The sequence below is a fragment of the Spirosoma migulaei genome (genome assembly GCF_054776855.1).
On record NZ_BAAHBG010000015.1, the window covers coordinates 1 to 25,422 of the forward strand.

19 protein-coding genes are annotated in these 25,422 nt (G+C 47.1%); 11 read left to right on the forward strand and 8 right to left on the reverse strand.

The window, feature by feature from the left end; translation table 11 throughout:
• Nucleotides 1-150 precede the first annotated feature (150 nt).
• The 3 genes from ACYVGO_RS18455 to ACYVGO_RS18465 form a co-directional block, all read right to left on the reverse strand.
• Nucleotides 151-1,821 (reverse strand): maltokinase N-terminal cap-like domain-containing protein, encoded by a 1,671-nt coding sequence (locus ACYVGO_RS18455; protein WP_460970509.1) that lies wholly within the window; start codon nt 1,819-1,821, stop codon nt 151-153.
• 194 nt (nt 1,822-2,015) lie between these two features.
• The gene (locus tag ACYVGO_RS18460) at nt 2,016-2,414 is read right to left on the reverse strand and encodes a T9SS type A sorting domain-containing protein (protein WP_142775227.1); all 399 of its coding nucleotides are present in this window, start codon (nt 2,412-2,414) and stop codon (nt 2,016-2,018) included.
• A 387-nt stretch (nt 2,415-2,801) separates the two neighbouring features.
• Nucleotides 2,802-6,872 (reverse strand): hybrid sensor histidine kinase/response regulator transcription factor, encoded by a 4,071-nt coding sequence (locus tag ACYVGO_RS18465; RefSeq protein ID WP_460970510.1) that lies wholly within the window; start codon nt 6,870-6,872, stop codon nt 2,802-2,804.
• A gap of 254 nt (nt 6,873-7,126) precedes the next feature.
• On the opposite strand from ACYVGO_RS18465, the gene pgeF reads away from it, so the two are divergent.
• Both pgeF and ACYVGO_RS18475 read left to right on the forward strand, forming a co-directional pair.
• Nucleotides 7,127-7,894, forward strand: a complete 768-nt coding sequence (gene pgeF, locus ACYVGO_RS18470; protein WP_460970511.1) for a peptidoglycan editing factor PgeF — start codon at nt 7,127-7,129, stop codon at nt 7,892-7,894.
• A 67-nt stretch (nt 7,895-7,961) separates the two neighbouring features.
• Complete coding sequence (locus ACYVGO_RS18475) at nt 7,962-8,204, forward strand: GlsB/YeaQ/YmgE family stress response membrane protein (RefSeq protein ID WP_142775224.1); 243 nt, start codon at nt 7,962-7,964, stop codon at nt 8,202-8,204.
• Between the two features lie 96 nt (nt 8,205-8,300).
• On the opposite strand, the gene ACYVGO_RS18480 is transcribed toward ACYVGO_RS18475, so the two are convergent.
• Entirely contained in the window at nt 8,301-9,443 is a 1,143-nt protein-coding gene (locus tag ACYVGO_RS18480) for an acyl-CoA dehydrogenase family protein (protein ID WP_460970512.1), read from the reverse strand.
• Nucleotides 9,444-9,808: 365 nt separating this feature from the next.
• On the opposite strand from ACYVGO_RS18480, the gene ACYVGO_RS18485 reads away from it, so the two are divergent.
• Nucleotides 9,809-11,140, forward strand: coding sequence for a UDP-glucose dehydrogenase family protein (locus tag ACYVGO_RS18485; protein ID WP_142775222.1), 1,332 nt, complete (start codon nt 9,809-9,811; stop codon nt 11,138-11,140).
• A 78-nt stretch (nt 11,141-11,218) separates the two neighbouring features.
• Nucleotides 11,219-12,202 carry a UDP-glucuronic acid decarboxylase family protein gene (locus ACYVGO_RS18490; protein ID WP_142775221.1) on the forward strand — a complete coding sequence of 328 codons (984 nt, stop codon included), beginning with the start codon at nt 11,219-11,221 and terminating at the stop codon, nt 12,200-12,202.
• Nucleotides 12,203-12,328: 126 nt separating this feature from the next.
• Here ACYVGO_RS18490 and ACYVGO_RS18495 read toward each other — a convergent pair whose 3' ends face one another.
• Nucleotides 12,329-13,663 carry a sensor histidine kinase gene (locus tag ACYVGO_RS18495; protein WP_142775220.1) on the reverse strand — a complete coding sequence of 445 codons (1,335 nt, stop codon included), beginning with the start codon at nt 13,661-13,663 and terminating at the stop codon, nt 12,329-12,331.
• A 327-nt stretch (nt 13,664-13,990) separates the two neighbouring features.
• Here ACYVGO_RS18495 and ACYVGO_RS18500 point away from each other — a divergent pair, with 327 nt between their 5' ends.
• The 3 genes from ACYVGO_RS18500 (at nt 13,991) to ACYVGO_RS18510 (ending at nt 18,280) form a co-directional block, all read left to right on the forward strand.
• Entirely contained in the window at nt 13,991-14,746 is a 756-nt protein-coding gene (locus ACYVGO_RS18500) for a hypothetical protein (protein ID WP_460970513.1), read from the forward strand.
• Between the two features lie 481 nt (nt 14,747-15,227).
• On the forward strand, nt 15,228-15,566 hold the full coding sequence (locus ACYVGO_RS18505; protein ID WP_460970514.1) for a PadR family transcriptional regulator: 339 nt from the start codon (nt 15,228-15,230) through the stop codon (nt 15,564-15,566).
• Nucleotides 15,567-15,580: 14 nt separating this feature from the next.
• On the forward strand, nt 15,581-18,280 hold the full coding sequence (locus ACYVGO_RS18510; RefSeq protein WP_460970515.1) for an ABC transporter permease: 2,700 nt from the start codon (nt 15,581-15,583) through the stop codon (nt 18,278-18,280).
• Here ACYVGO_RS18510 and ACYVGO_RS18515 read toward each other — a convergent pair.
• Nucleotides 18,266-18,850 (reverse strand): hypothetical protein, encoded by a 585-nt coding sequence (locus ACYVGO_RS18515; protein ID WP_460970516.1) that lies wholly within the window; start codon nt 18,848-18,850, stop codon nt 18,266-18,268. The genes ACYVGO_RS18510 and ACYVGO_RS18515 overlap by 15 nt on opposite strands.
• 35 nt (nt 18,851-18,885) lie before the next feature.
• A complete protein-coding gene (locus ACYVGO_RS18520) occupies nt 18,886-19,599 on the reverse strand; it encodes a porin family protein (protein ID WP_460970517.1) in 714 nt (237 codons plus the stop codon).
• Nucleotides 19,600-19,978: 379 nt separating this feature from the next.
• Between ACYVGO_RS18520 and ACYVGO_RS18525 the strand changes: the two genes are divergently transcribed.
• The 4 genes from ACYVGO_RS18525 (at nt 19,979) to ACYVGO_RS18540 (ending at nt 23,917) form a co-directional block, all read left to right on the forward strand.
• Complete coding sequence (locus tag ACYVGO_RS18525) at nt 19,979-20,416, forward strand: hypothetical protein (RefSeq protein WP_460970518.1); 438 nt, start codon at nt 19,979-19,981, stop codon at nt 20,414-20,416.
• 269 nt (nt 20,417-20,685) lie between these two features.
• Nucleotides 20,686-21,789 (forward strand): sensor histidine kinase, encoded by a 1,104-nt coding sequence (locus tag ACYVGO_RS18530; RefSeq protein ID WP_460970519.1) that lies wholly within the window; start codon nt 20,686-20,688, stop codon nt 21,787-21,789.
• Nucleotides 21,790-21,953: 164 nt separating this feature from the next.
• Nucleotides 21,954-23,138: a sensor histidine kinase gene (locus ACYVGO_RS18535; RefSeq protein WP_460970520.1), complete on the forward strand. Its 1,185-nt coding sequence runs from the start codon at nt 21,954-21,956 to the stop codon at nt 23,136-23,138.
• A complete protein-coding gene (locus ACYVGO_RS18540) occupies nt 23,135-23,917 on the forward strand; it encodes a LytR/AlgR family response regulator transcription factor (RefSeq protein ID WP_142775212.1) in 783 nt (260 codons plus the stop codon). The genes ACYVGO_RS18535 and ACYVGO_RS18540 overlap by 4 nt, the downstream gene beginning before the upstream one ends.
• A gap of 8 nt (nt 23,918-23,925) precedes the next feature.
• Here the strand turns inward: ACYVGO_RS18540 and ACYVGO_RS18545 are convergent, their stop codons facing one another.
• Entirely contained in the window at nt 23,926-25,362 is a 1,437-nt protein-coding gene (locus tag ACYVGO_RS18545) for an ArnT family glycosyltransferase (protein ID WP_460970521.1), read from the reverse strand.
• Nucleotides 25,363-25,422 lie beyond the last annotated feature (60 nt).

A 25,422-nucleotide genomic window follows, 5' to 3' on the forward strand; every position in this document is an offset into this window, starting at 1 on the left:
GGGATGGGATGATCAATACCTAATTAGGATGCTACTCAAGATTTAAATGCGTTTAACCTGCTTTTATCAGGCTTGGAGCTATTTTCTAGCCCCTTTTCCGTGAGACATCAATAGTTTTCCAGTCAGCATCACCCTGAGTGTCTCTATGTCCTATCTCGATTGCAGTAAACCCGTTTGGAGCATCGGTACATCGTGCACAACGGTATCATCGCTCAGGCGAATTTTTTCGATTTCCCGCACAACGTCGATGATGCCTTTGAGCGGAATTTTGACCCATGCAGGTCGGTAGCTGATTTCGTAGCCTAGCTCATAGACCGCTTTTTCGAGCAGGTAAATCAGGAGCAAAAAGTTGATCTCGCTGTTATTTTTGAACAGCGGATGCGGAGCGCCAAACACATCCAGATACGCATCCAGAAATGTATCACGAATCAGGTAAAACCAGCGATCCGATACCCGTTGTAAATGGTCAGGGTCAAGGTTATCCGTTTCCGTCGAGTTGAATAGCTTGGCCGATACCGCGTAGTGATACGACCGAATCATACCAGCCACATCTTTGAGGGGCGAGTGCTTGATTTTTCGTTCGGTAATCGTGCTTTCAGGCTCACCTTCGAAGTCGATGATCACAAAATCGTTAGTTGTCGCGAGTACCTGCCCGAGATGATAATCGCCGTGAATCCGAATTCGGAGTGAGTGGAGCGGACGGGTTCGGAAGTCGGCAATGAACGTCTCGATCATTTCTTTGGCTTCCATAAATACCCACGCCAGTCTCTGTGCCTGCGGATCGAGTTTGGTGTAATTGTCAATCAGGAGAGCATACCTGCGTTCGAGAAGATCCTCGAAACGCTTGATCAAAAACGCACGATACTCATCCGTGAAGGGCTCCGGTGCAAAGTCTGGATTCGATGGAACGCTGTTCCGGGCTGGTTTGTACAGGGCGCAATGCATCTCGCCCGTTCGTTTGCCCAGCAGTTCAACTTTATCGAACACATCTTCCCGAATGGCAAACATGCGCTGGGGAACACCGTACAGAAAATCATTCAGATAATCGCCGGTTTGCATCCAGGAGTCTTTATCGTTTTGCACCATGCGCTGAACCATACCCAGCGTTACATCAGGTTGGGCCGAGCCATCGGTATGGGTGCGTTTCCAGATGATGCTGCCGCCAAAGGCCGGAATGTGCGTAAAATTGCTCTCATCGGTCAGAAACGCGACCATATCTACTTCAGGATTGGTTTCCTCGAAGAGTTTGCGGTAGAGTTTTAGAAAGTATTTATCGCCGAAGGTCATGGCAGAATTACTGGAATCGACCGGTAGCACCCGCGAGGTTAATCCATCATCACCCTCTTCCAATCCGTTGCCCCGATGAAAAGTCAATTGACCCTTGAGTTGGGCTATGCTCTGATTCTGATAAATCGCGGTGAATAGTACCTGCCGAACGCGTTCATCGTAAATAGCATCAATTAGTAGACCGTTTTGGCCACCTAGCACAAGTTCGCCGATGCGGCCCTTCTCAGGGATTTCCGCCAGAGCGCTTGCGTCAGCTTTGGTCAGGAATGACAAGGGCAATAGGTAGTTTTCTGGAACGCCGTCGGCATAACTGGCTTCCAGAATTAACAGAAATGCCACATCGCCATCAGGCAGGGGGAGCGAGTGAATCGTTTGTGCCGAAAAGCCCATTTGCTGCCGGGCCTTACCGGCAAACCAACGACAGGTATTGACATAGGGAGGCAACAGCGTTTGGGTCAGTGTTGTCCAGAAATCAGTGTCGGAGCCTGCATTGGACCAGACAGTGGTATACGATTGGGGTTGATTAATAAGCATGAGTGGCAATCCAGAGATCCTTCTTTAGTCAAGCAGTTTCCGTCACGTATTGTTTTCCCGATGAAGGTCAAAAATTTCTTGAATATAGAATAAATAATTCAACTCAATTAACTGTTGAAGAATCGCTGGCCATAAACAAAAACCTCACCCAGTCAGACCAGGTGAGGTTTTTGTTTGTGTCGTGAAGGATGGAATTAGTTTACCGAAATAACGCGGCTAGGGGCACTGGGTTGCTGGGTTGAGATGGTTACATTCTGTGTCGTTGTTTCAACACCGTTTGTAACTTCTACCTGATACACACCGTCGGCCAGTTCATTCAGGTTTAAGCGGGTCCGGTATTTACTTTCGTTTTTGCCTACGTGCTGGACAAACAAGACTTTACCATCGGCACGTTTCAGACGAACATCGACAGCGCCACCAGTTTGTTTATCGAGGGCAATATTCAGTTGACCAGATGGGGTTGTGTAGATGCCCGTTTTGTAGGCTACCGATGAGACAGGACGGCTGCCTGGATTGGTTTCAGCCAAGGTAGCGGCCGATGTAACAACACCTAAAGTAAGGGCTAAGGCGAGTGATTTGATGAGAGTTTTCATGGTAGTATGTGTTGTTTGTTTTCGTTCTAAGCAGGTCGGGTTATTCCCGATTGATGACCCAAAGGTATAGGCTATAGCTGGTACTATGCATTGCAAACTACTGGGACGGTTGACTCGCTGGATGAGTGGATGGAAAATGGGATGGTTGAGGGAACGGCAAAAAAAAGCCTCCAATCTGAAAGGCGTTATCAAATCATGATAACACCCTTAGGCGGAGAGCAGAGGTGCTGATCGTAAAAAATGGTGTGGATAGAATTAGTTCGATATGTGGATAGACTGATTTGATTGATCAAATGTCGATAGTTATGCGGAAATACGCTGTCAAATTTGGGTCATATTCTATCGTATTTGGGACATTGTACAGGTGTAGCAGTGGAAATCCACCAATTAAGTGGTCTTTCTGGGATTCGCTATAAATTCTGTCGGTGTTTTGTGGTAGAATTCTTTGAAAACGAGGGTGAAATGCGATGGCGTTTTTAATCCAACCAAGTAAGCCGTTTCGGTTACGTTTCGGCCAGATCGTAGAAGATCGGCAGCTTTGCGAAGACGATATTGGCGAATCAGTTCATTGGGGGCGAGTTGAGTCAGGCTGTGGACTTTACGATAGAGTGTTTTGCGACTCATTGCTAGCTGGTCGGCTAGCCAATCAACATTAAGCGACGGGTTATCGAGGTGATTATCCAGTAGCTCGTAAACCCGATGCAGGAAAGGATCTTTTGTTATATCGAGTGGCGTAGGTGTATCAGGCAGTGTAAATTGATGACGGTACTGGTCACGCAGTCGTTGTTGACGCGTAATCAGATTGTGCAACCGTAAATGTAACTCATCCAAATGGAACGGTTTGGCCAGGTAATCATCAGCGCCTTCCTGCAAGCCCTCAATTCGGCTGAGGTGAGCTGCCTTTGCGGTTAGTATGACTACAGCGATATGATCGGTATCGGGATGAGTTTTAATGAGTCTTGTCAATTCGTACCCATCCATTTTGGGCATCATCAAATCTGAAATAATAATATCCGGGAGTTCGGCCTGGGCCAGTTTCCAGCCCTCTTCACCATTGTCTGCACTAAGTACCTGATACGTTTGGGCTAACTCAGCAATCAGAAACTCCCGTAGTTCAACATTGTCTTCTACAATAAGCATTCGTGGTGCTCCTTCGTCGGCTATTGACTGATTTTCGGAGAGGTCCTTCGTAGCAATTGGCCGTTGGTCAATAATCGTGTGTTTCCGGTCAGGCAAACCCACCGCTGGCGCTTGTATATCGTCGGATAAAGGCCGAACGGGCAAGGTTACACTAAAGGTAGTGCCCACCCCTGGCTGGCTATCCACATAAATAGCCCCGCCTACTAAATCAACCAATTCCTTAACCAAAGACAAGCCAATGCCTGTTCCTTCATAATGGCGGGTAGAGGAGTAATCAACCTGATAGAAGCGGTTAAAAATGTGTGGGAGATTGTCGGATGAAATGCCAATGCCCGAGTCTTTTACGCTAATTAGTACACGGGGAGTTTCAGGGATAGTGACTGAAGCGTCTGGTTTGAGGGTAACCTGTATGGTTCCACCTGCTCCAGTGAATTTCAGGGCATTCGATAGTAAATTGGTCAGAATTTTTTCCCACTTATCGGCATCGAATAACTGCTCTGGTGGCAATTCATCGGCTGTGTATTGTAGCGTTATACCTTTCTGTTCAGCTGCCGGTCGGAATGAATCGACCAACTGGCTAACAAATTCGGGAACTTCGCCACGCATGAAGGAAACAGGCATGCTGTTAGCTTCCAGTTTCGATAGATCCAGTAACTGATTGATGAGTCGTAGCAACTGGTTCGCATTACGTTGTACCAGTGCAAGCGTTTGGCTGGTTGAATTATCTAACCGATTCCCTTGCAGGAGCTTCTCAACGGGCGTTAGTATCAGCGATAAAGGCGTCCGTAATTCATGGGTGATATTTGAAAAGAAACGGGTTTTTAGTTCATCGACAACTTTTAGCTGTTCGGCTTCTCTACGATTGAGTTCTAACTCCTGCCGTTGGCGGATACGGTTTGTATAAAAACGGAAATAACTTCGAATGCCAACAGCCGCCAGCAACGCATAGAAACTATAAGCCCACCAGGTAGCCCACCAGGGAGGCCTGATGACGAGTCGAATAGAGGCTCCCGTTGTGTTCCAGATACCGTCACTATTCGCAGCTTTCACCCGAAATGTGTAGCTGCCTGGCGATAGATTGGTGTAATTGGCCACATAACGATTACCATTCTGTACCCAGTTTTTGTCGACACCAATGAGCTGATAAGCATACTGGTTCTGCTCAGGTAGTGCGTAAGCCAGTGCTGCAAATTCGAATGACAGAAAATTTTCATCATGCTTCAGTGTAATTTCTCCATTAGATACTGGCTGAGGCTTATCCAGTACCTTAAGGGCCGTTATATAAACAGGAAACGGTCGCGTATCGTCGCGAATACTATCAGGGTTGAATTGCACAATCCCGTTTAAACTGCCAAAAAAGAGCTGGCTGTTATGTCGGCATACAGCGTTTTGTAAAAAATCATTACTAGGTAATCCTGTATATAGCTCATAGTTACGAACGGCGTTTGTGCGAGGATTAATCTTACTAAGGCCTTTATCGGTGCTTATCCATATAGCACCCGCATTGTCGCTTGTAATGCCTACAACGCTGTTTCCCCGAATGCCATGCTGTTTGGTAATAGTGGTAAAAAGCCCGGTTTTAGGGTCAAATTTATTTAACCCGCCTAAGTGCGTTCCGATCCAAATAATGCCGTCCTTGTCTTCATAAATGGCCTGAACGTCGTTGCTGGTCAATTGGCCTTGGAGGCCAGCTTTGTAATGAATCGTTTGGCCAGTTTTGGGGTTCAGCCGCAAAATTCCCTGATGCTCTACTAAAATCCATACGTCGCCGGTTCTGCTGGTTAGCAGCCCATGTACGTATCGGTCAGGTAACTTACTGCTATCACTTTGCTCATATTTATAGTAGGTATATTGGTGTGTATGTGGATTGAAGGAAGCAACGCCCCCCTCGCCCCCAATCCAGAGATCACCTGTTGGCGCACGCTCAACAAACTGGGCGGGTACTTCCGATGGATAGCTGGTATAGCGGCCCGATGCCTGGTCAAATGCGTATAAGCCATCCGTAGTGGCAATCCAAATACCTGCCGATCCATTGGATAGAAAGGCGCAAGGGTAGTTTTTGTGTTGGCCAATGGATCCCAGGGTTTTAGATGGAATGCTTTCGAAAAAGCTCTTTCCGCTTGCCATCCGATAAACCGTACTTAGGTTACTAAGCCAAAGTTGACCATAGTTATCCTGCAATACAGCGTTAACCCGATTTTCAGGCAAATTTGCCTGACCCTTATTCGGAATTACCTGATAGGTTTTAAACGGTTTTGTGGTGATGGCCTGCCGGTCTATACCATTATCGGTGCCAACCCATAAGGTGCCCGCCCGATCGTGGTACACGGCCTGAGCATTATTACTGCTGATACCTTTCGAAATGCCAGGATCTGGGCGGTAGGTGAAGACCTTTTCGCTACCTGGGTCGATGGCCTGTAATCCACTGGTCGTTCCCACCCAAACGATTCCCTGTGCATCCTGGTGGATTGAGTTCAGAAAAACGAACGAATTGAGTTGATTCCCAGGGTTATAAGGTACCAGTTGCCAGGGCTGACGACGAAGATGGAGCTTGAACAAACTATAACCAGCCGTAGCGGTGCCTAACCAGAGAACATCCTGTGCATCCAGATAAACTGAAATAAATGCTGGCTGGGCGTCATTCATCGTTCTAAAGGGAATAGGGGTAAATCGCCCCGTTGCCCGATCAAAGAGATACAATCCCCGGTTGGTGGCTACCCAAAAACGGTGTTGTCTGTCTTCAAAGACCGTTTTGACCGGCACCTCCAGCTGGGGTGCCGGATAGAGCGTAAATGAACGTTTTTCTGGTTCATAGCGGGCCAGACCTGCAAACGTACTTATCCACAGTACGCCCTGACGGTCTTCGTAAATGGAAAGTTGATTATTCCAGCGGTGTGCCTTGCTGGCCTGAATGAGGTGTGGTGTAACAAGCCCGGATTGCTTGTTCAGCTCATACAATCCACCGCCTTCCGTTATGGCCCACAACCGGTTTGAACGATCTTCGCAAAGGCCCGTTATGTGGCTGTTTTGAAAACTATGCGTTGGATTACCGGGATCGGGTTGCCAAACGGTAAAGGTGTGGCCATCGTACTTATTAAGTCCTTCATTTGTGCCAAACCACATGAATCCTTCGCGATCCTGAAGAATACAGTTAACCGAGTTGTTAGAGAGCCCATCTTTAACGGAAAGATGCTCAAACTGATTAACTATGGGCTGGGTTAATGCCTTTGTTACCTGCTTACTATCAAAGCGATACGGTTGAGCGAACCCCTGCAGAAAGGGAATCAACGCGAGTAAAAGCAGGTATGGACGTACCATGAAAGCGGGCAATCTATTTAGTCTTGCTAAGCTAATAAGGACGAACTTATGTTATCGTACTCATTTTTAATTCCCTAAATAAGAGGTACTCGATAGTTATTCTTACGAGATATCCTGAATGGTTTATTTTGGGGTAATCAAGGCAGTAAGTCGCCCATCCAGGTTACTTGGTTTGTATGGTAATTTTTTTGAAAGTACGGGCCGTCAACACTGAAAAACGTCTCAATACTTAGTTTTACCCGTAAATTTACTGTATGAACACGGACTCAAACCTAGCGTTTTTATATCGGTCACCTGCACTATTTTTTAGTTTCCCGAAGCTCATTGCCGCCGAGAGTACCCGGCATGGGGGCGTCAGTCCAGCTCCGTTTGCATCGCTCAATCTAGGCATCAATACCGCTGATGCCCCTGCGAACGTAGAGGAGAATCGTCGTCGTTTTTTTGACGCTATTGGTGCCCGGACAGATCAGTTTGCTTCATCGCATCAGGTACATGGTACAGAAATCCTATACGCCACGGAAGCTGGCCGTTTTGATGGATATGATGCCTTGATTACGGATAAACCGGATTTGCTGATCGGCGTAACCGTTGCCGACTGCGTCCCGATTCTTATGTATGATCACGAACATCAGGCCGTTGCAGCCATTCATGCGGGCTGGCGGGGAACGGTTGGTGGAATTGTAACGAAAACACTCGAACGAATGCAGCAACAATTTGGGACTACAGCCAGCCAGTGTTATGCCTACATAGGTAGCTGTATTGACGAATGCTCGTTTGAGGTAGGACCAGAGGTGGCTGAGCAGTTTGAACCTGCGTTGAAGCGGCTAGATGCCCGTACAGGCAAAGGCTATATCGACTTGAAACGGGCTAATTTGAATCGGCTCGTAGCCTTCGGTATTCCAATGGCACAGGTAGAGGTATCACCTTTTTCGACGGTGCTCCATAACGATGACTTCTTTTCATATCGGGCTGAGCAAGGGCAAACCGGGCGGATGTTGGCCGTGATTGGATTGAGAAATTAAACAAAATAGTATAGCCCCTGTTATATACCTGTTTTCAGTATAGAAGTTCACTCAACGCTTAACAATCATGGGAATCTTAGTATCAATTCTGGTAGGGGCCATAGCCGGTTGGCTGGCCGATCTCGTTTTTAAACGGTTTTCGTTTTCATTGTTCGCCGAAATACTGCTTGGCATCGCTGGCGGATTTGTTGGTGGCTGGATATTTGGCCGCGATGGCGGTATGCTCGATCAAATTTTAACGGCTTTTGTGGGTGCCATTATTATTCTTGGTATTGCTGCATTAGTTAAAGGCCGTAGTAGTACGGTATAATTTAAAAGAGGTAAAAGGAGAAAGGGGAGGAGAGGGAGAAGAGAACTGCGTTATGCGATTCATTCTCCCTCTCCTCCCCTTCTTCCTTTTACCTCTTTATTTAAGTATCTGCCTTGAAATTACCAGTTTCTGAATTTCGCTGGTACCTTCTCCAATTGTGCAAAGCTTGGCATCCCGGTAAAATTTCTCGACCGGGAAGTCCTTTGTATAGCCATAGCCACCGAAAATCTGCACCGCTTCGTTAGCTACTCGAACCGCTGTTTCCGAAGCAAACAGCTTCGCCATGGCTGATTCTTTTGTAACCGACTTGCCTGTGTCTTTCAAATCAGCAGCCTGGTAAGTTAAGAGCTTAGCTGCCTCAATCTCCGTAGCCATATCAGCCAGTTTAAAACTTATGCCCTGAAAATTGGCAATCGGTTGGCCAAATTGCTCACGCTCTTTGGCATAGGCCAATGCTGCATCATAAGCACCGTAGGCAATACCCAGGCTTAGGGCTGCAATCGAAATACGACCTCCATCAAGGACTTTCAGTGACTGAATAAAGCCATCGCCCACGGCACCGAGCCGTTGGCTGTCGGAAATTCGGCAATCCTGGAACAGCATCTCCGCCGTTTCGGATGCCCGCATGCCTAGTTTATCTTCCTTACGCCCTCCCGAAAAACCATGTGTGCCCCGCTCAACAATAAAGGCTGTTGCATTATGGGCTGTGTTAGGTTCGTCGGTACGGGCAATCACTACGGCTACCTGGCTGCTTATGCCGTGAGTAATAAAGTTTTTTGCCCCGTTCAATACCCACGTATCTGCGCCATCACGAACCGCCGTTGTTCGCATATTCCCCGCATCTGAGCCGGTATTGGGTTCTGTTAACCCCCAGGCCCCTAACCACTCGCCAGTGGCCAGCCTGGGAAGGTACGTCTGTTTTTGTTCGGGGCTCCCAAATAAAAGGATGTGATTGGTACAGAGCGAATTATGGGCCGCCATCGACAAGCCAACTGACCCATCAACGCGGGATAATTCAACAATAGCTGTTACGTATTCGCGGTAACCTAAACCGGCTCCCCCGAACGCTAAAGGCACCAGCATACCCATTAATCCCTGTTCGCCTAACTGACGGAACAGCTCAGCCGGGAAGTGCTGGCCTTCATCCCATTGTCGGATGTTTGGACGAATTAGCCGTTCGCTCAAATCACGGACAGACTGGGCTATTAATTCTTGATTTTCTACAATTTCGTTCGTCATAAAGCAAGGCTAATTGATACCGTGTGCAGATAGAAATTTCGACAAATTATAGATTAAGTACAATCTTTTTTTGTCGACTGCAATAACCATTCCTTTTCGATTTTAACCGTTGTATTAAGAATGGAATACTGGTAAAACAGATAAATGAGTAACTTATAATAATCATTCGTTGTTTTTGGGTGTCATTTAGACACGTTTAGCTATGTTCAGAAATATATGCTTTGTCGTTAGCCGATTAATCAATCGTAAGTCCACTATTATTCATTAGGAGTAGGCGGTTATTAAAAAACTCCTATTTTTGTGACATTAGATAATCGAATACGTCTGTATTAATCTATCGTAAAATCCTTAGTTAAGCTACCTATATGAAACTAGCAGTCGTTGGAACCGGATACGTAGGCCTTGTTACGGGTACGTGCTTTGCTGAAACAGGCAATCAGGTTACCTGTGTGGACATCGACGTCCGAAAAGTTGAAAAACTAAATAATGGAATCGTCCCTATTTACGAACCAGGTCTTGAAACGCTGTTTCACCGGAACGTTGAGGAAGGTCGTTTATCCTTTACCACTGATTTGGAAGAAGGGATCAAAGGCGCAGAAGTTATCTTCCTGGCCTTACCTACCCCTCCCGGCGAAGATGGCTCTGCCGATCTGAAATATATTTTGAAAGTAGCCAGTGATCTCGGACCGATTCTGAGTCAGTATGCGGTTATTGTTGATAAAAGTACGGTCCCCGTTGGTACGGCAGAAAAAGTTCATGCCCACATTGCCGACAATGCCAAGGTGGATTTCGATGTAGTATCGAACCCCGAATTTTTGCGGGAGGGCGTAGCCGTCGAAGACTTTATGAAACCCGATCGGGTTGTAATCGGTACTAAATCAGATCGGGCGAAAGGCGTAATGAACCGGCTCTATGCCCCGTTAGTGCGGCAGGGTAATCCGGTTATTTTCATGGACGAACGTTCGGCTGAAATGACCAAGTATGCTGCCAATGCATTCCTGGCCACGAAAATCACGTTCATGAACGAGATCGCCAATCTATGCGAGCGGGCGGGTGCCAATGTCGACGATATTCGTCGGGGTATTGGCACCGATAGTCGTATTGGCAAACGGTTCCTGTTTGCCGGTATTGGTTATGGCGGAAGTTGCTTCCCCAAAGATGTACAGGCGTTAGCTAAAACAGCGAAAGATTTCGATTATGATTTCAAAGTACTGAAGTCGGTAATGGAAGTGAATTACCTACAGAAAACCAAATTGTTGCCGCAGATTTTGGGGCACTTTGGGGGCGATCTGACAGGCAAAACTATTGCTGTATGGGGTTTGGCATTTAAACCCTACACCGACGATATTCGTGAAGCACCAGCTCTCGATAACATTCGTGCCTTGATCGCTGCTGGCGCGAAAGTGACGGTTTATGATCCAGAAGCGATGGACAACGTCCGTGAGCAAATTGGTAATGCCGTTACGTACGCACATACGCAATATGCTGCTTTAGATGATGCGGATGCACTGGTTGTTATTACCGAATGGCCCTTGTTCCGGACACCGGATTTCGAAAAAATGAATCTGCTATTGAAAAATAAACTAATTTTCGACGGTCGTAACGTATATGAACTCGATCAGATGCGCGAGCAGAATTATACATACTATTCGGTAGGCCGCGAAACCGTTTTAGCACCGGTAGAGCAGAAGGCCTAATTCCTTTAGACATAGAGTTTGCAGAGACACAGAAATAAAACTCTGTGTCTCTGTGTTTACTACTTTCCTAAGCAGTTTATGAAGCGAGTGTTAATAACCGGTGGAGCCGGGTTTCTGGGGTCGCACCTCTGCGATCGGTTTATTAAGGAAGGCTATCATGTGATGGCAATGGACAATCTCATTACAGGCGATATCCGTAACATCGAGCACCTCTTCCATCTGCCCAATTTTGAGTTTTATCACCACGATGTATCCAAATACATCCACGTGCCGGGCGAACTGGATTACATCCTGCATTTTGCCTCTCCAGCCAGCCCGATCGATTACCTTAAAATTCCGATTCAGACCCTGAAAGTAGGATCCTTGGGTATTCATAACTGTCTTGGTTTGGCGCGGGTAAAAGGTGCCCGAGTACTGATTGCCTCTACCTCAGAAGTGTACGGCGATCCAAACGTGCACCCACAGCCTGAAGAGTACTGGGGAAATGTAAACCCCGTTGGCCCTCGTGGTGTGTACGATGAAGCAAAGCGGTTTCAGGAAGCAATAACGATGGCTTACCATACCTATCATGGACTGGAAACACGTATTGTTCGCATTTTTAATACCTATGGACCTCGGATGCGCCTGAATGATGGCCGTGTATTACCTGCTTTCATTGGCCAGGCATTACGGGGCGAAGACCTGACTGTTTTTGGGGATGGAAGCCAGACGCGCTCATTCTGCTACGTAGATGACCTGGTTGAAGGAATCTACCGACTCTTGTTGAGCGACTATGCGTATCCGGTTAATATTGGTAATCCGTCTGAAATTACCATTAAAGAGTTTGGCGAAGAAATTATCAAACTTACCGGAACAACCCAGCAGTTAATCTTTAAAGATCTGCCTACCGACGACCCCAAACAACGCCAGCCCGACATTACAAAAGCAAAGGCTATTTTGGGCTGGGAGCCTAAAGTGCCCAGAGATGAAGGGTTGCGGGTAACCTATGACTATTTCAAGAGCCTGCCTCAGGAAGAGCTGTACCGGGCAGCCTATCATCGTGAGTTTACGAAGCAACAATAACGCTTGCAGTTACTGAAAAATTACCTAATTTTACTTCAGTAACTGCCTTGGCAGTACACCTTTAGCTGTCTAATGAAAACCTGCGAGCCACATGGCCTGCAGGTTTTTTTGTGCGCTGGTACCGGCCTAATTGACGGCTACAGACTGAGGCATCAGTAAGGGCAACGTTACCTGAAACCAACCATCCCATTCTTCAATAATTGGCGCAGGTTGATTTAGGAGTCGGTATTTGACGGAGATATTCGATAAACCGACCCCATTCGATTCGACGCGTAGTGTTTTTCGCTGTAGGCTATTTTCAACAACCAATTGTTGGGTATCTGTGCTTCGGATGCGAATTCTGAGTGGGCTCTGGCTGAGTACTACATTATGTTTGACCGCATTTTCAACCAACAATTGTAGCGTAAGTGGAGGGAGCAACGTTTCCATATACGCTTCATCGACGGCTACCTCCAAACTAACCGAGCGACCAAAGCGGGTTCGAAGCAGATGAAAGTAGGAATTGATAAAGCGTAACTCGATGCGTAAGGTGGTCAACTCGTTTTCGTTACTCCGCAACAAATAGCGGTATACATTAGATAACTCATCCACAAACTCTCCTGCCTGAGTGGGGCTCTCGTCAATTAACGACGAGAGGGTATTCAACCCATTGAACAGAAAATGAGGGTTGATCTGGCTCTGTAAGGCCCGCATCTGCATCTCCGTCTTTTCCTGCTGCATACGCTGTAAGGCAAGATCGGCTTCAAGAAACTCGCGGTGATGTTGCTCTCGTTCGCGCTCCAGTTCTTTTTCGAGAACTGCTTTGTTAACCGCTTCGCGCCGGTGCCGATACGAAATGCCCAGCGAAAAAAAGATTAAATCCAATACAACACCCGTCTGAATAAATAAGTCGGGATGTTGCCAAAACGGTAACTGTAAGTCGAGACTGGGCGAGCGTACAAGTAAAACAAAGGTTATGGCGTGATTGATCAGTAGCGATGCTGTTCCGGCCACGAAAAAGCGTGCAACAACATCTTTGGAACGGAAAAATGAAAAAACGATATAGCCCCCTACACCAAGCAACGCAACGCGTACAGGAATCAGGAGTAAGGTGTGGAGCCTGGTTTGCCAGAAATCGGTAAACAGGTAGATATACGTTTTGACAACGCAGTAGGCAACCAGCATCCATTGAACCCAGGCTACCCAGCGCAGAAACTTGGGACGCTCCCGAAGGTTTAGGAAAATCTTGGCTAATTCAAGGTAGAGAATATAGCCCGTGTAGGAGAGCAGGAGCTTATAGAAATTGGCAATGTTATAGGGCAGTAAAAAATGATTAATTGTAAAGTAAACGGCCCAAATCAGTGTGTAAATGGAGTAGATACTATAGATGCGCTCCCGATACATAAACCACTGAACAGAATTAGCCAGCAGCATCGCCAATACCATACCCAGGAAGAGTGGAGACCAGGCTTCGTACGTCATTAATCAAGTAAAGATCAGTTTATCAAGAGGATAAACAAAGATACAAGAATCGATCTATTTTAATTTAATGCGCCCTATTTAGCGGAGATAGCACTTTATGAGCGGTGGTATTTCGGGCTGAGTCGTACGAACTTTTATATAAGTGGCTCCTGCGTCATTGGTGGAATAAGGTGTCCCGGCCACGCCAATTCAAATCATTTCACCTGACTTTCATCACAGTTCATGTTGTGCTTTGTACAGTTCAATCAATCGCTTCTGGATTGATCGCACTGGTCCGTCGTACGTTTGCATCGTTCCTCAGGAAAAACCAAAAACAACAACTACAAAATGAAAACAAGTATCCATTTCGCTGCGTTGGCTATGGCCCTAACGCTTTCAGTTGATTCAGCCTTGGCCCAGCAACCCGTTCGTCGCCCGGCGACAAAAACCGCTGCCCGGCCTACTGCATCAACTACCCGTACCAATGTTAGCCAGGCAAAAAAGCCAGTGGTAACTCAACCCGTTGCGGCAAAACCTCAGCCACAGGTGCAACAGGCTCCAGCCCCTAGCCCGGCTCCAGCAGTTGCCCAGCAGACGGAGGCTCGTCCACAGCCGGTTGCTCATACTACTACTGCTCGCCCTCGGGCAACGTCCTCATACCGGAGTCATAAGAATGTGTATGTTAATCTGGGTGTTGGCCTGGCAACCTATTATGGAGGAGGTTTTCCAGTGGGTGTGTCGGTCGAAACAGATGTGAAAAACAACTTTTCTGTGGGTGGCTCCCTTGATTACTACCACTATAACTACGGGTACTACTCCAGTGGCTACAACTTTGTGTACTTTGGCGCCCGCGCTTCTTATCACTTAGGCGAGGCCCTCAACGTGCAGTCAGACAGTTTCGATCCGTATATAGGCGCATCGCTGGGCTTTCGCTATGCAGGTTCTGGGTACTCGGACTACTACTATTCAAGCTCGTATAATAGTGGTTTGTGGGTAGGGCTACACCTGGGTGCTCGATTTATGTTCAGCCCCAAGGTTGGCGCTTTTACCGAACTAGGGTATGGGGTGTCGGCTGTAAAGCTGGGACTAACCGCAAAATTTTAACGCATATTCAGCCTTTTAAAAACCAAAATAACAAATACAATGAAAACAACACGACAAATTCGTACCATTTTCCGCAGCGAGCGCGCTCGGTTACTGGGTGTGGGAACCGTAGTTTCCCGCCCAGTACGGCGGACGCCCGCCTACTGAACTGGCCGGTTATGATAGTTAACAGCTTACGCCAAACAAAACCACAGCCCAAAGCTATTAAAGCAGATGGTTGTGGTTTTCGTTTTTAGGAGTGGAATGAGGCTCCTAAGTGGCAGATTACTTCACTGGTTGTAGCTTACTTGATCGGTAATTACCTACAGTAAACAGCGCGATATACGTTTATTAAGTAATGTCCATGATTGGACATGGATGCGTCCGTTTCTGGACAATGGTTTCATGCCTTATGTACTTCTGAGTATCCTAAGAGCACTTTTTGCCTCTGGCATTAGATTTGATTTAAGATATTGTATCTAATAAACCTGCTTGCTTATCCATGAAAAAGACCATATTAGGAGAGCTCGAAGAATTGGTACTTCTGGTGGTTGCCGCCAGCACAGACGATGTCTATGGCGTACCCGTTATGGAGCAACTTCAACTCCAGACGGGACGAAGCTTCACTATTAGTGCAGTACATACCACTCTATATCGACTCGAAGAAAAAGGCTTTCTGTCATCCTCCGTGGGTGGCGCGACTGCTGAGCGGGGAGGGCGAAGCAAACGTTTATTTGTCCTGACGGCAGAAGGGGGGAAGGTCTTGGTAGACATTCAGCAGATGCGAACCCGGTTGTGGCAGTCTATTCCCCAGAGCAAACTCCAACTGTTGGGACTTTAAGCTTTTCCAGACTTATGACTCGAAAGCATCTTTCACCTCAACAACCGCCCCGTTGGGCAGACTGGATATTGGAATGGTTTGTGGCCCCCCACCTGCTGGAGTATGTGCAGGGTGACTTACACGAAGTCTTTTATAAGCAGGTTGCTCAGGTGGGTCTGGTCCGTGCCCGACGCGACTACGTCTGGGCTGTACTGCATTGTTTAACCCCCTTCTTTGCCAGGTGCCAAAAAAACGATGTACGAAAGGCCAAACTCAACCCTAGCCATTATAATGCGTATTCTAAACCCTTTTTTATGGACATGCTCTCAAACTATCTAACCATTGCTTTTCGCAACCTATGGCGGCATAAAGCGTTTACAGCCATCAATAGTATAGGCTTAGCTGTGGGGCTGGCAACCTGCCTGCTGATTGCCCTCTTCGTGCTACACGAACTGAGCTATGACCGCTACTACTCCCATGCAGAGCGACTATATCGGATGACCCTACATACCCGATTGGGTGAAAAAGACATCAATTATGCCTATTCAGCCGAACCGGCAGGACCAGCTCTGCTGCGTGACTACACAGGCGTGGAGGCCATTACCCGTCTACGCGATGATGGTGATTTTTTGGTTAAAAACGGAAAGGAAACGTTTAAAGAAGGTCATGTGGCCTTTGTTGATTCAAATTTCTTCTCGATTTTCTCAATTCCTCTGATAAAAGGGCATAGGGCAAGCGTACTCGTTGACCCCAAAACACTGGTTCTCACACAAACAACTGCCCGGAAGTATTTTGGTCAGGCAGATCCCATTGGGAAAACGCTGTCAGTGGGTAATCTGGGCGTTTTTCGGGTGACCGGTGTTTGTGCCGACATTCCGTCGAACACCCACTTTCATTACGATCTGTTTGGCTCGTTTCCGTCCGTTAACCAGGGCGTTAAATGGCTGGCCAGCGGTGCCTACACCTATGTGCTGCTTCGGGATGGTTACTCAATTCAGCAGGTAGAAGCCCAAAGCCAGGGGTTTCTGCGTAAGTACATGGCCTCAGAAATCAAGGAGTTCCTCGGTATTGACCTGCCCGAATTCCTGCAAAAAGGTAATCGACTTGGCTTTGGCTTTCAACCCGTAACGACCATTCACTTATATTCCGATTTAGATGATGAATTGGAAGCCAACGGCGATATTAAATACGTGTACATCTTTACGGTGATTGCGCTGTTTATCCTCCTGCTGGCCTGCATCAATTTCATGAACCTATCCACCGCCGGATCGGCAGGACGCGCTAAAGAGGTAGGAGTTCGCAAAGTAATGGGTTCTGTTAAATCGCAGTTGGTCAGTCAGTTCCTGACAGAATCTGTCCTTCTAACTTTACTGGCACTGTTGCTGGCGCTGGGGCTCGTTTTCCTGGTATTGCCTGGCTTTAATGCATTGGCCGGGAAACAGTTTACCCTCGGTGAGATTGCTAACGGATGGCTACTCTCCGGCGCAGTAGTAACCTGCCTGGTAATTGGCCTGCTAGCCGGTAGCTACCCGGCCTTTGTGCTTTCCTCGTTCAAGCCCATTACGGTTCTTAACGGCAAGAGTGAGGGTGGCTTGCGGAGCGGTTGGTTACGCAATGCGTTAGTGACCGGTCAGTTTACTGTTTCAATCGGTATACTTATCGCCACAATCGTTGCTAACCAACAGTTGCGCTTCATGCAGGATAAGAAGGTTGGCTTCGACAAAGAGCAAGTGCTGGTCTTACACGATACGCACGTACTGGGCTCCAAATTAAATGCCTTTAAAGCTGAACTAGCCAGGATGTCATCCGTCGTCAAGATATCTCTGGCAGGTTTTCTACCGGCCGGAACATCTAAACAGAGTCAGGATGGTATTCTGATTAAGGATGGGTCTAGAACTGCCGCTTACACAACGAAAAGCTATTTCATCGACGAAGATTATCTGTCTACATTAGGGATGCAACTGGCGCAGGGCCGCAATTTTTCGGAGGCTTTTCCCGCCGATCATTCATCAGTGCTACTTAACGAAGCCGCCGTTCGGGCGTATGGCTTCAAGACGCCCATTGGTCAACAGATTTCTATAACGGGCGACGGTTCTGAAGCGAGTAAACATACGTATACGGTTATTGGCGTGGTTAAGGACTTCCATTTCGAATCTATGCGTCATCGCATTACACCGTTAATCATGTTCTATGGCGGAGACAATTCTCAACTGGCCTTACGCATCCGGACGGACAATGTTTCCAGGCTCTTAACTTCCATCGAACAGCGATGGAAGGCGGAGACGGGCAACCCTTTTGCGTATTCATTTTTAAATGAGCGATTCAATACCCTGTACCAGTCTGAACAGCGGATTGGCCAACTGTTTGGCGTATTCGCTGGTTTGGCCGTGTTAATTTCCTGTCTGGGCTTATTGGGGCTTGCTGCTTTTACAACCCATCAGCGCACCAAGGAAATTGGCGTTCGAAAAGTGCTGGGAGCATCTGTCACCGGCATTGTCAAGCTGTTACTGACCAACTACCTGAAATTAATTCTAATTGCCATGGTAATTGCGTCGCCTATTGCCGGCTACATCATGAACCAGTGGTTGGGAGACTTTGCTTACAGGATTGACATATCCTGGTGGATCTTTGTCCTGGCGGGCGGACTGGCTACCACTGTTGCTATCCTGACCGTCAGTTATCAAGCCATTAAAGCAGCTCTGATGAACCCCGTCAAAAGCTTACGAACCGAATAAATTTGATAGCCCGCTAGCTCGTGGCTCAGTCACGCGAGTCGTTAGTACTGTAATCGCCAGCAGCGACCAGGCCAATGCGGAATAGGCGCCACTAATGAGCATAACGGAACTGGTTAAACCAACTAGTTTTGAGAGCGAAAAAGCCAATGGCAACCAGAAACCCATGAAAAGGGGTATCCAACGCTGCCAGCCATATAAGCGCCTTGCCCGCAAAACGGCAATCCCCACAGCTACCATCAATAGGTTGCTTAGCGGCCAGTTCATGTCGACAATAAAGTATAGGATTGACGTGGATTTCGGATCAATCATTTCCCACACGTTATACACATTCGCTAAGCAGAGTGTAACCAGAACAACCCGGATAATGGTTTTTCCAAATCGGTCGGAACCGGTAGCTTCCAGCCTGCGTAACCCTTCCATACTAGACAGCCAGCCGCTTATGTACAGGAGCCCCCAGGTTTTAACAAACCAACTGGAAGCCAATGGGTGGTGTATTGATTCGAGATACATACCAACTCCCAGAGTTGGTGCGCCAATCAGGCCTAGTAGACCTAAAATTTTATGATTCATTGGGGTTGGGTTATGGATGTAAAGAGTGTCGCGTGTTAAAAGCTGAAGCCTGCTGTGAGCTGCCACACGTTTGTTTTTGACGAAAACCGACTATCGTTGGCTGGGTCTTTCAAGGTAACGGGGAAAATCGTGTGTAGGCTGCCCTCCTGTCGCAAGTCAAGCTGAATACCTCCCAGGTTAACACCAATGCCAGCCTGATAACCGTATACAGCCTGTTTCGCTGTTTGACTTAGTGACTGGGCGGCATAGCGCTGGAAGGAGTCAGACAGGCTGTTTGTTTCCGAAAGAGGTAGTGAAACCACGGGCCCGACATTAATTCGTAACGGCCCAAGTTTGACGCCTATCAGCAGAGGAAGATCGAACGTTGTTACCCGAACACGAACAGATTGTGTTTCCAGCCCTTGCCGGATAATATCGAATTGCCCTCCTTTAGAAGATAGGAGCAGTTCTGGCTGAATGAAAAAACGATTTCCGAACCGAACGAATACACCACCCACGATTCCTGTTGAGCGCGACTGATTCTGCTCGAAGAAATCGTACACAACATGGCCTCCCGATAATACGGGTAGCCCATTTTCCATCAGCCTGGGTGTCGAGAAACTCAGGTTGTCAAGCTGTGAGAAGTTAGCTCCGGCTTTTAGTCCAACATGTATTTTTTTTTCCGCCGATTGAGCCATGCTCTGCGTAACAAGAAGTAGCAATAGCCCAATCAGGCTGACTATCAGAATTGAATGGTTTCCTGGTTTCATAAGAGGAAGCAACGTTTCGTTTCCCCAAAATTGAAGTGTCCAAAAGCCTCATTGAAAACAGTATACGTCCGAACTGTAGCTTTTCTGTCATCAATTGAGCGAATCTATTCATGAATCAGATCCCCCTATTCATCTTGCTATCTTGTTCGGCTTTATCAGCCTTTTAGTATAAACTGCTTGTTTGGGTTATGCAGCATACGTCTACCTGGCAACTTACCGCTTCCACTTCATTCGGTAGTTCTTCCAGTTGAAACCTCTCTTTTGGCAGTTGGTACAAGGCATACTTCATTGACGGAAGTGCACCACCCAAATTTGTATCACCAAACCGGCAATATCCGGTCAAGAACCTTCCATCTTTTACCAAACAACATCAAATACAATGAAAACACGATTAACTTTCCGCTTTCCCGCTTTCCTGGTAGTACTGTTTATCGCTTCGCTGACGTCCTGTAAAAAAGGAAATGAGGTTGCTCCGGCTCCTGATCTGGCTGCTCGTGTCGCCGGGACATATACGTATTCTGAGCTTACGACTGGGGGTAAAACCTACCCTGCCAGCGATACTAACCTGAAGGGTACTATAACACTGGGTCGGCAAACGGCAACTACGGTTTCAATTCAACTGGCTATTATCAACAAAACAACCAACGAGACGTTTGCCGATGATGCGGCTGAGGGTGTATCGGTAACGGAAGCTAGCAATGGCAACGTTGAGCTACGCTATCAAGGGAATGTAATCGCCAAAGTGAATGGTAGCAAGGTCAGCATAGAGGGCGAAGATGAAGCAGGCACATCCTTTACTCTGACGGCTACCAAATAGGATAAAACCTTCTGACGGGCATTCCAGATGGCTGACTTCGTATCGTTCCATGAACGATACGAAGTCAGCCATTTTTGGCTCAATTAAATCCATGAACTGGAGTAGCTTTTATCCTTTCGTTTGGAAAAGCGAATAGGGTTTACAATTCATACACCGTTTTTCTCAATTCATACACCGTTTTCTACAGTCTATGTAGCCCTCACCTACTGGTTAGCGTCAAATCTGCCATTTTCGGCTATTCGCTCTCCAGCATCTCTAGTGCTGGTCGTTTGCGTTTACGTACCGTGCTTATCCGTCGACCTAGTTTTTTTTCCAAGTACGAATGGTGGTATCATCTGCTGATGATGCCCATCCTGTTTCCACTTGGCAATTATTACTTCATTGGCCCATCCTACTTTACCGACCCCATAAAGTTTGGCGTCGGAACTGTGGTGGTATTTGGTTTATATTGGTTGTCGATTGTTACACTGACGCTAACGGTTTGGTGGGCCATTCGGCGTTATCCCGATGCGAGCCAGACCCTGCTCCGTACAGTGGTTATGCTAACCGCCGTAGGCAGTTTAACGGTTGGCTTAGCCATCTTCGATGTTTGGGTGTATAGTCTACTACCCGCAACCGGTGTTCAATTCAGTTGGGCCGCCGTCCGCCCGATCTGGGTATTAGGGCTTATTTTCGATGTTTTTCTGTGCATGGCCCTGGGCTTGTTTTATGCGTATGCCCGTTGGAAACAGGACATGACGGAAAGTGAACAGTTAGAGCGCGCATCCCTGCAAAATCAGTACGATGCATTAAAAGGTCAGTTAAATCCCCACTTCTTGTTCAATGCGCTCAATTCACTCTCAATACTTATCGGAGAGGAGCCAAAGCTGGCCGAGCAGTTTGTTGATAAACTGGCCATTGTTTACCGGTATATGCTACAGCCTGATCGGCGGGGCGATGCTGTATTGGGTAAGAGTTCGGGAGACGTAACGACGCTACAGGCAGAACTTGACTTTATACGCTCGTACACCGACTTATTGACGATGCGTTATGGTAAAAGCCTTGACATTACGTTACCTGCCATAGCTGGTAGTTCGTTGGCAACCTATGTATTGCCAACGCTCAGTTTACTCACCTTGGTCGACAACGCCATTAAATACAATAGCATGTCTGGAGCGAAACCGTTGGTTCTTTCGATTGAGATTATGCCTGATGGCTGGGTCGTTGTAACGAATAACCAGCAGCCGAAAGCAATTCGTCTGGAAACGGATGGGGCAGGGCTGGGTAGCCTGACCGCTAAATACCGATTACTGAGTGAAAAATCCATTATGGTCGATACCACGGATGCCTACTTCCGGGTAACACTGCCATTGCTACCGCCCAATGCGCTATGAAACAGGCTGCCTTAGGTCAACAATCCAATTGCCTTTTTAGGCAACTCATACCATACATTCGCCAGTTGACACATGTTGATTTACTAATTTTATTGCCTTCCACTTATCTTTAACATGGATGCGTTACGATGCCATCCGCTGAATTAGTTGCTAAATAAAACCTGATGAACACGAGCTATTTTGACCATTTTCGCCGTTGGCTGCGTCTGACAAAACGCGGAGGGTGGTCGTATGTTGCGCTCATGCCCTGGTTTGTTCCACTCATTACCTACCTGCTCATTGGAGACGCCTATCTGCATACCTGGCAGACGTTTAGTGGAGCAACGATTTTTGTCTGGTTACTATCAACCATTGCCTTCCTTTTCCACGACTGGGCGGCCAATGCCATTGCTCATCGGTATCCTGAATTACGCCAGACACTGATTCGGGCGAGTTGTACAGGCCTGGCATTCATTATGTTATCGGGTTTGTTTTTGCTTGCCTATACGTGGTTTTTCATTCGGTTCCGGCCTTTTGGTTCGCAACTAACCTACCAAACTGTGCCATCGGTATTCACGTTCGATCTGGTTGCTATTGTATTGTTAATCGGTATATACGAGACGTCTTACTCCCTGTCTCGATGGCAGCAATACCAGATGAATAAAGAAAAACTTAAAAAAGAAAATTTACGGGGCCAGTTGCAGGGGTTGAGAAGTCAGGTCAGCCCACACTTTCTGTTCAACAGTCTGAACTCTCTTTCATCACTCATTGCCGAAGAGCCCCAGCGCGCGGAGCAGTTTGTGAATCAGATGGCACGGGTTTATCGCTATATGCTCCAGACTAACCGACGTCCCAACTCGCCCGTTAAGGCTGACCGGCAGGCCAATACCCTACTACCGGGCTATTTGTTCGGAGTGGGATCGGCAGAAGGAGAAGACGGTGATGAGTTAACTGTACTGGAGGCTGAACTGGCCTTTATCGACTCGTATTTTCATCTGTTGAAAACCCGGCATGGCGATGGGTTACATCTCAACCTACAAATTGATGACCACTATCGCTCGTACCGGCTACCACCGTTAACGTTGCAACTACTGGTTGAAAACGCTGTTAAGCACAACGTCATTCTGGCAAGTCGCCCTTTATGTATCGACATTATGACCACCGAGCGGGGCTACCTTCTGGTGCGCAATAACCTTCAGAAAAAAACGAGCCGGTCCGGGCCTGTGCTTTTAGAGTCTACGCAGGTTGGACTAACGAATATTCAGGCTAAATATGAGCTATTAGCCTGCCCGGCACCCACTATCGAAACGGGGCCGGATTATTTTACTGTCACATTACCACTACTGGAAAAAAAACAAGCAACCGCATGAATGCTCTGATTGTTGAGGATGAAGAATTAGCTGTTCGCAAACTTCAGAAATTATTGGCTGAAGTAGCTCCCACCTTAAAAGTGTTGGGGGTAACAGCCAGCATTGAAGATACAGTAGACTGGTTGGAGGGTCTTCGGGCAAAAGGACAGCCAGACCCTGACCTGATTTTCCTGGATATTGAATTAGCTGATGGACAAAGTTTCGAGATTTTTGAGCGAACCACCGTACGTAGTACCGTAATTTTTACAACCTCCTACGATGAATATGCCCTTCAGGCATTCAAGGTAAACAGCATAGACTATCTGCTAAAACCCATCCAGCGAGACGACTTACAGCGAAGCCTGCAAAAATATGAGGATCTGCGGAGTCAGTCGGGCAATGTCCCTAGCCTCAATATCGAAAAGCTGCTGCAACAGCTTCAGAGCCAGTCACCCCGAGATTATCGTCAGCGATTTCTGGTACGTCAGGGCCAGCGGATGCTATCGGTCGAAGTAGGAGAGATCGCTTATTTCTATACCGAAGATCGGTACAGTTTTTTCGCCATGCACACGGGGCAGAAGTTTCTGGTTGATTATACACTGGATGAAATTGCCGATGCCCTGGATCCGGGCCGCTTTTTCCGAATCAACCGGGGAGTCATTGTCACCCATCAAACTGTAGACCAGATACAACCTTATTTCGGCAATCGGCTGGCTCTTAGCCTCAAGCCCGTGTTCGACAAAGAAGCGCTTGTAAGTCGTGAGAAAGTAAGCGATTTTAAGCAGTGGATGGGTAAATAAGGGTATACCTACCTGTGTTGGCGGGCGTAGATGGTATTCCAGCTATCTTGAAAAATACGTTGATAAACGCCTATTCGGGCGGGCGCATGAATGGGAATGTCGTAACTCGCATTCAGCCGATGATCACTAATGATGTATTCTACCCGCGCCTGGTCTGCCTGGCGAAAAAACGTATCGAGAGGAATTTTTCCCTTTTCTCGTTCAAGTAGGTAAAAATAGGTTAACCCAAGAATTTTGTAGTTGTCCATCTGGCCAAAGAAGAATTCGAGAGGGGCAATAACTTTTGCATGCTTATTGGGCATGTGATTGGCTAGTAAGGCATTATGTGCCTCCGTATGAAGCGCGTTCTTATTTTCGGTTAAAACATTAACGAACTGTAAACCAGCAATAAGCCCGTAGAGAATCAGGAGGATTCTGGCTGCTTTCTTCTGCCAGATGGGTTGCGCAGGCAGATAGCTTGTTAACCAATGGGCGGTCAGTATAGCGAGCCAGGGAATAAATAACAGAAAGTAAATATCTGTGATACTCTTAGTGAGCAGCCAGAATGAGCCAATCAATAAGAGGGTATACAGAAAAATAGGCTGCGTTAGGTTGAGGTAGTGTCTGAATGCAATCCCACAAAGGATAGCGAGTGCCGTTAAGGCAATCTCATTCTGACCGTAGAAAAAGATTCGGTGATAATCAGCCAGAACAGAAAGCTTATCGCTCAGGTGCAGGTTTTGCTGGGTAGCAGGATCGTAAAGAAACTGTTTGACTAACATCGCCAGATTTCCATCCAAAAAGGCATCCAGGCCATATAAACTTAGGGTTAGTGCACCCACTATGGCAAACCTACTAGTTGGTCGCCAGCCTGTTTTCAGATAAAGCCAGCTAGCGCCAGCTAACAAATAGATCAGACCGTTGAGATGCGTTAAGGCCGCTAAGCCCGCTAATATACCCGCAAGGATGGGTTTCGGTCGTGATGATGCATTGGGTGGGTCCAGGCATAGATAAGACGCAAACCCAAGCGTCATACACATCGCTTCGGGCCGGTTAACCGATATATACCGAATTAGCGTACCACATCCAAAATACAGAAGTACCGACAACCACTGCTGCTCCCGCGACGACTTCTGGCCGTGTTGCCAAACTAAATACCCGCCTAATAGGCCAAAGAATATGCTGACTAGTTTACTGGAAGCAACGGAAATACCCGTGATCGACATCACCAGCGCTTCCGCATACACAAACAGTTTATGAAAGACATACAGACTAGTTTCCCAGCCATTATAGCCACGAAATAGCTCTGACCGTACCTGACCATCTCGTATGAACCAAAAGGATTGTTCTGCAAACCAGGCTTCATCAAAATAGGAGGCTCTGTAACTAAATGTGATAAATAATAGGGCTAAAAATAAGAATAGTATACTCCTATAGATGCGGATTGGGAAGAGTATAAAAGGCATTGAACGACTTAAGTGTGGTCTGAGTCAACGCCAACGGGAATGAAATCAATATAGTTTATA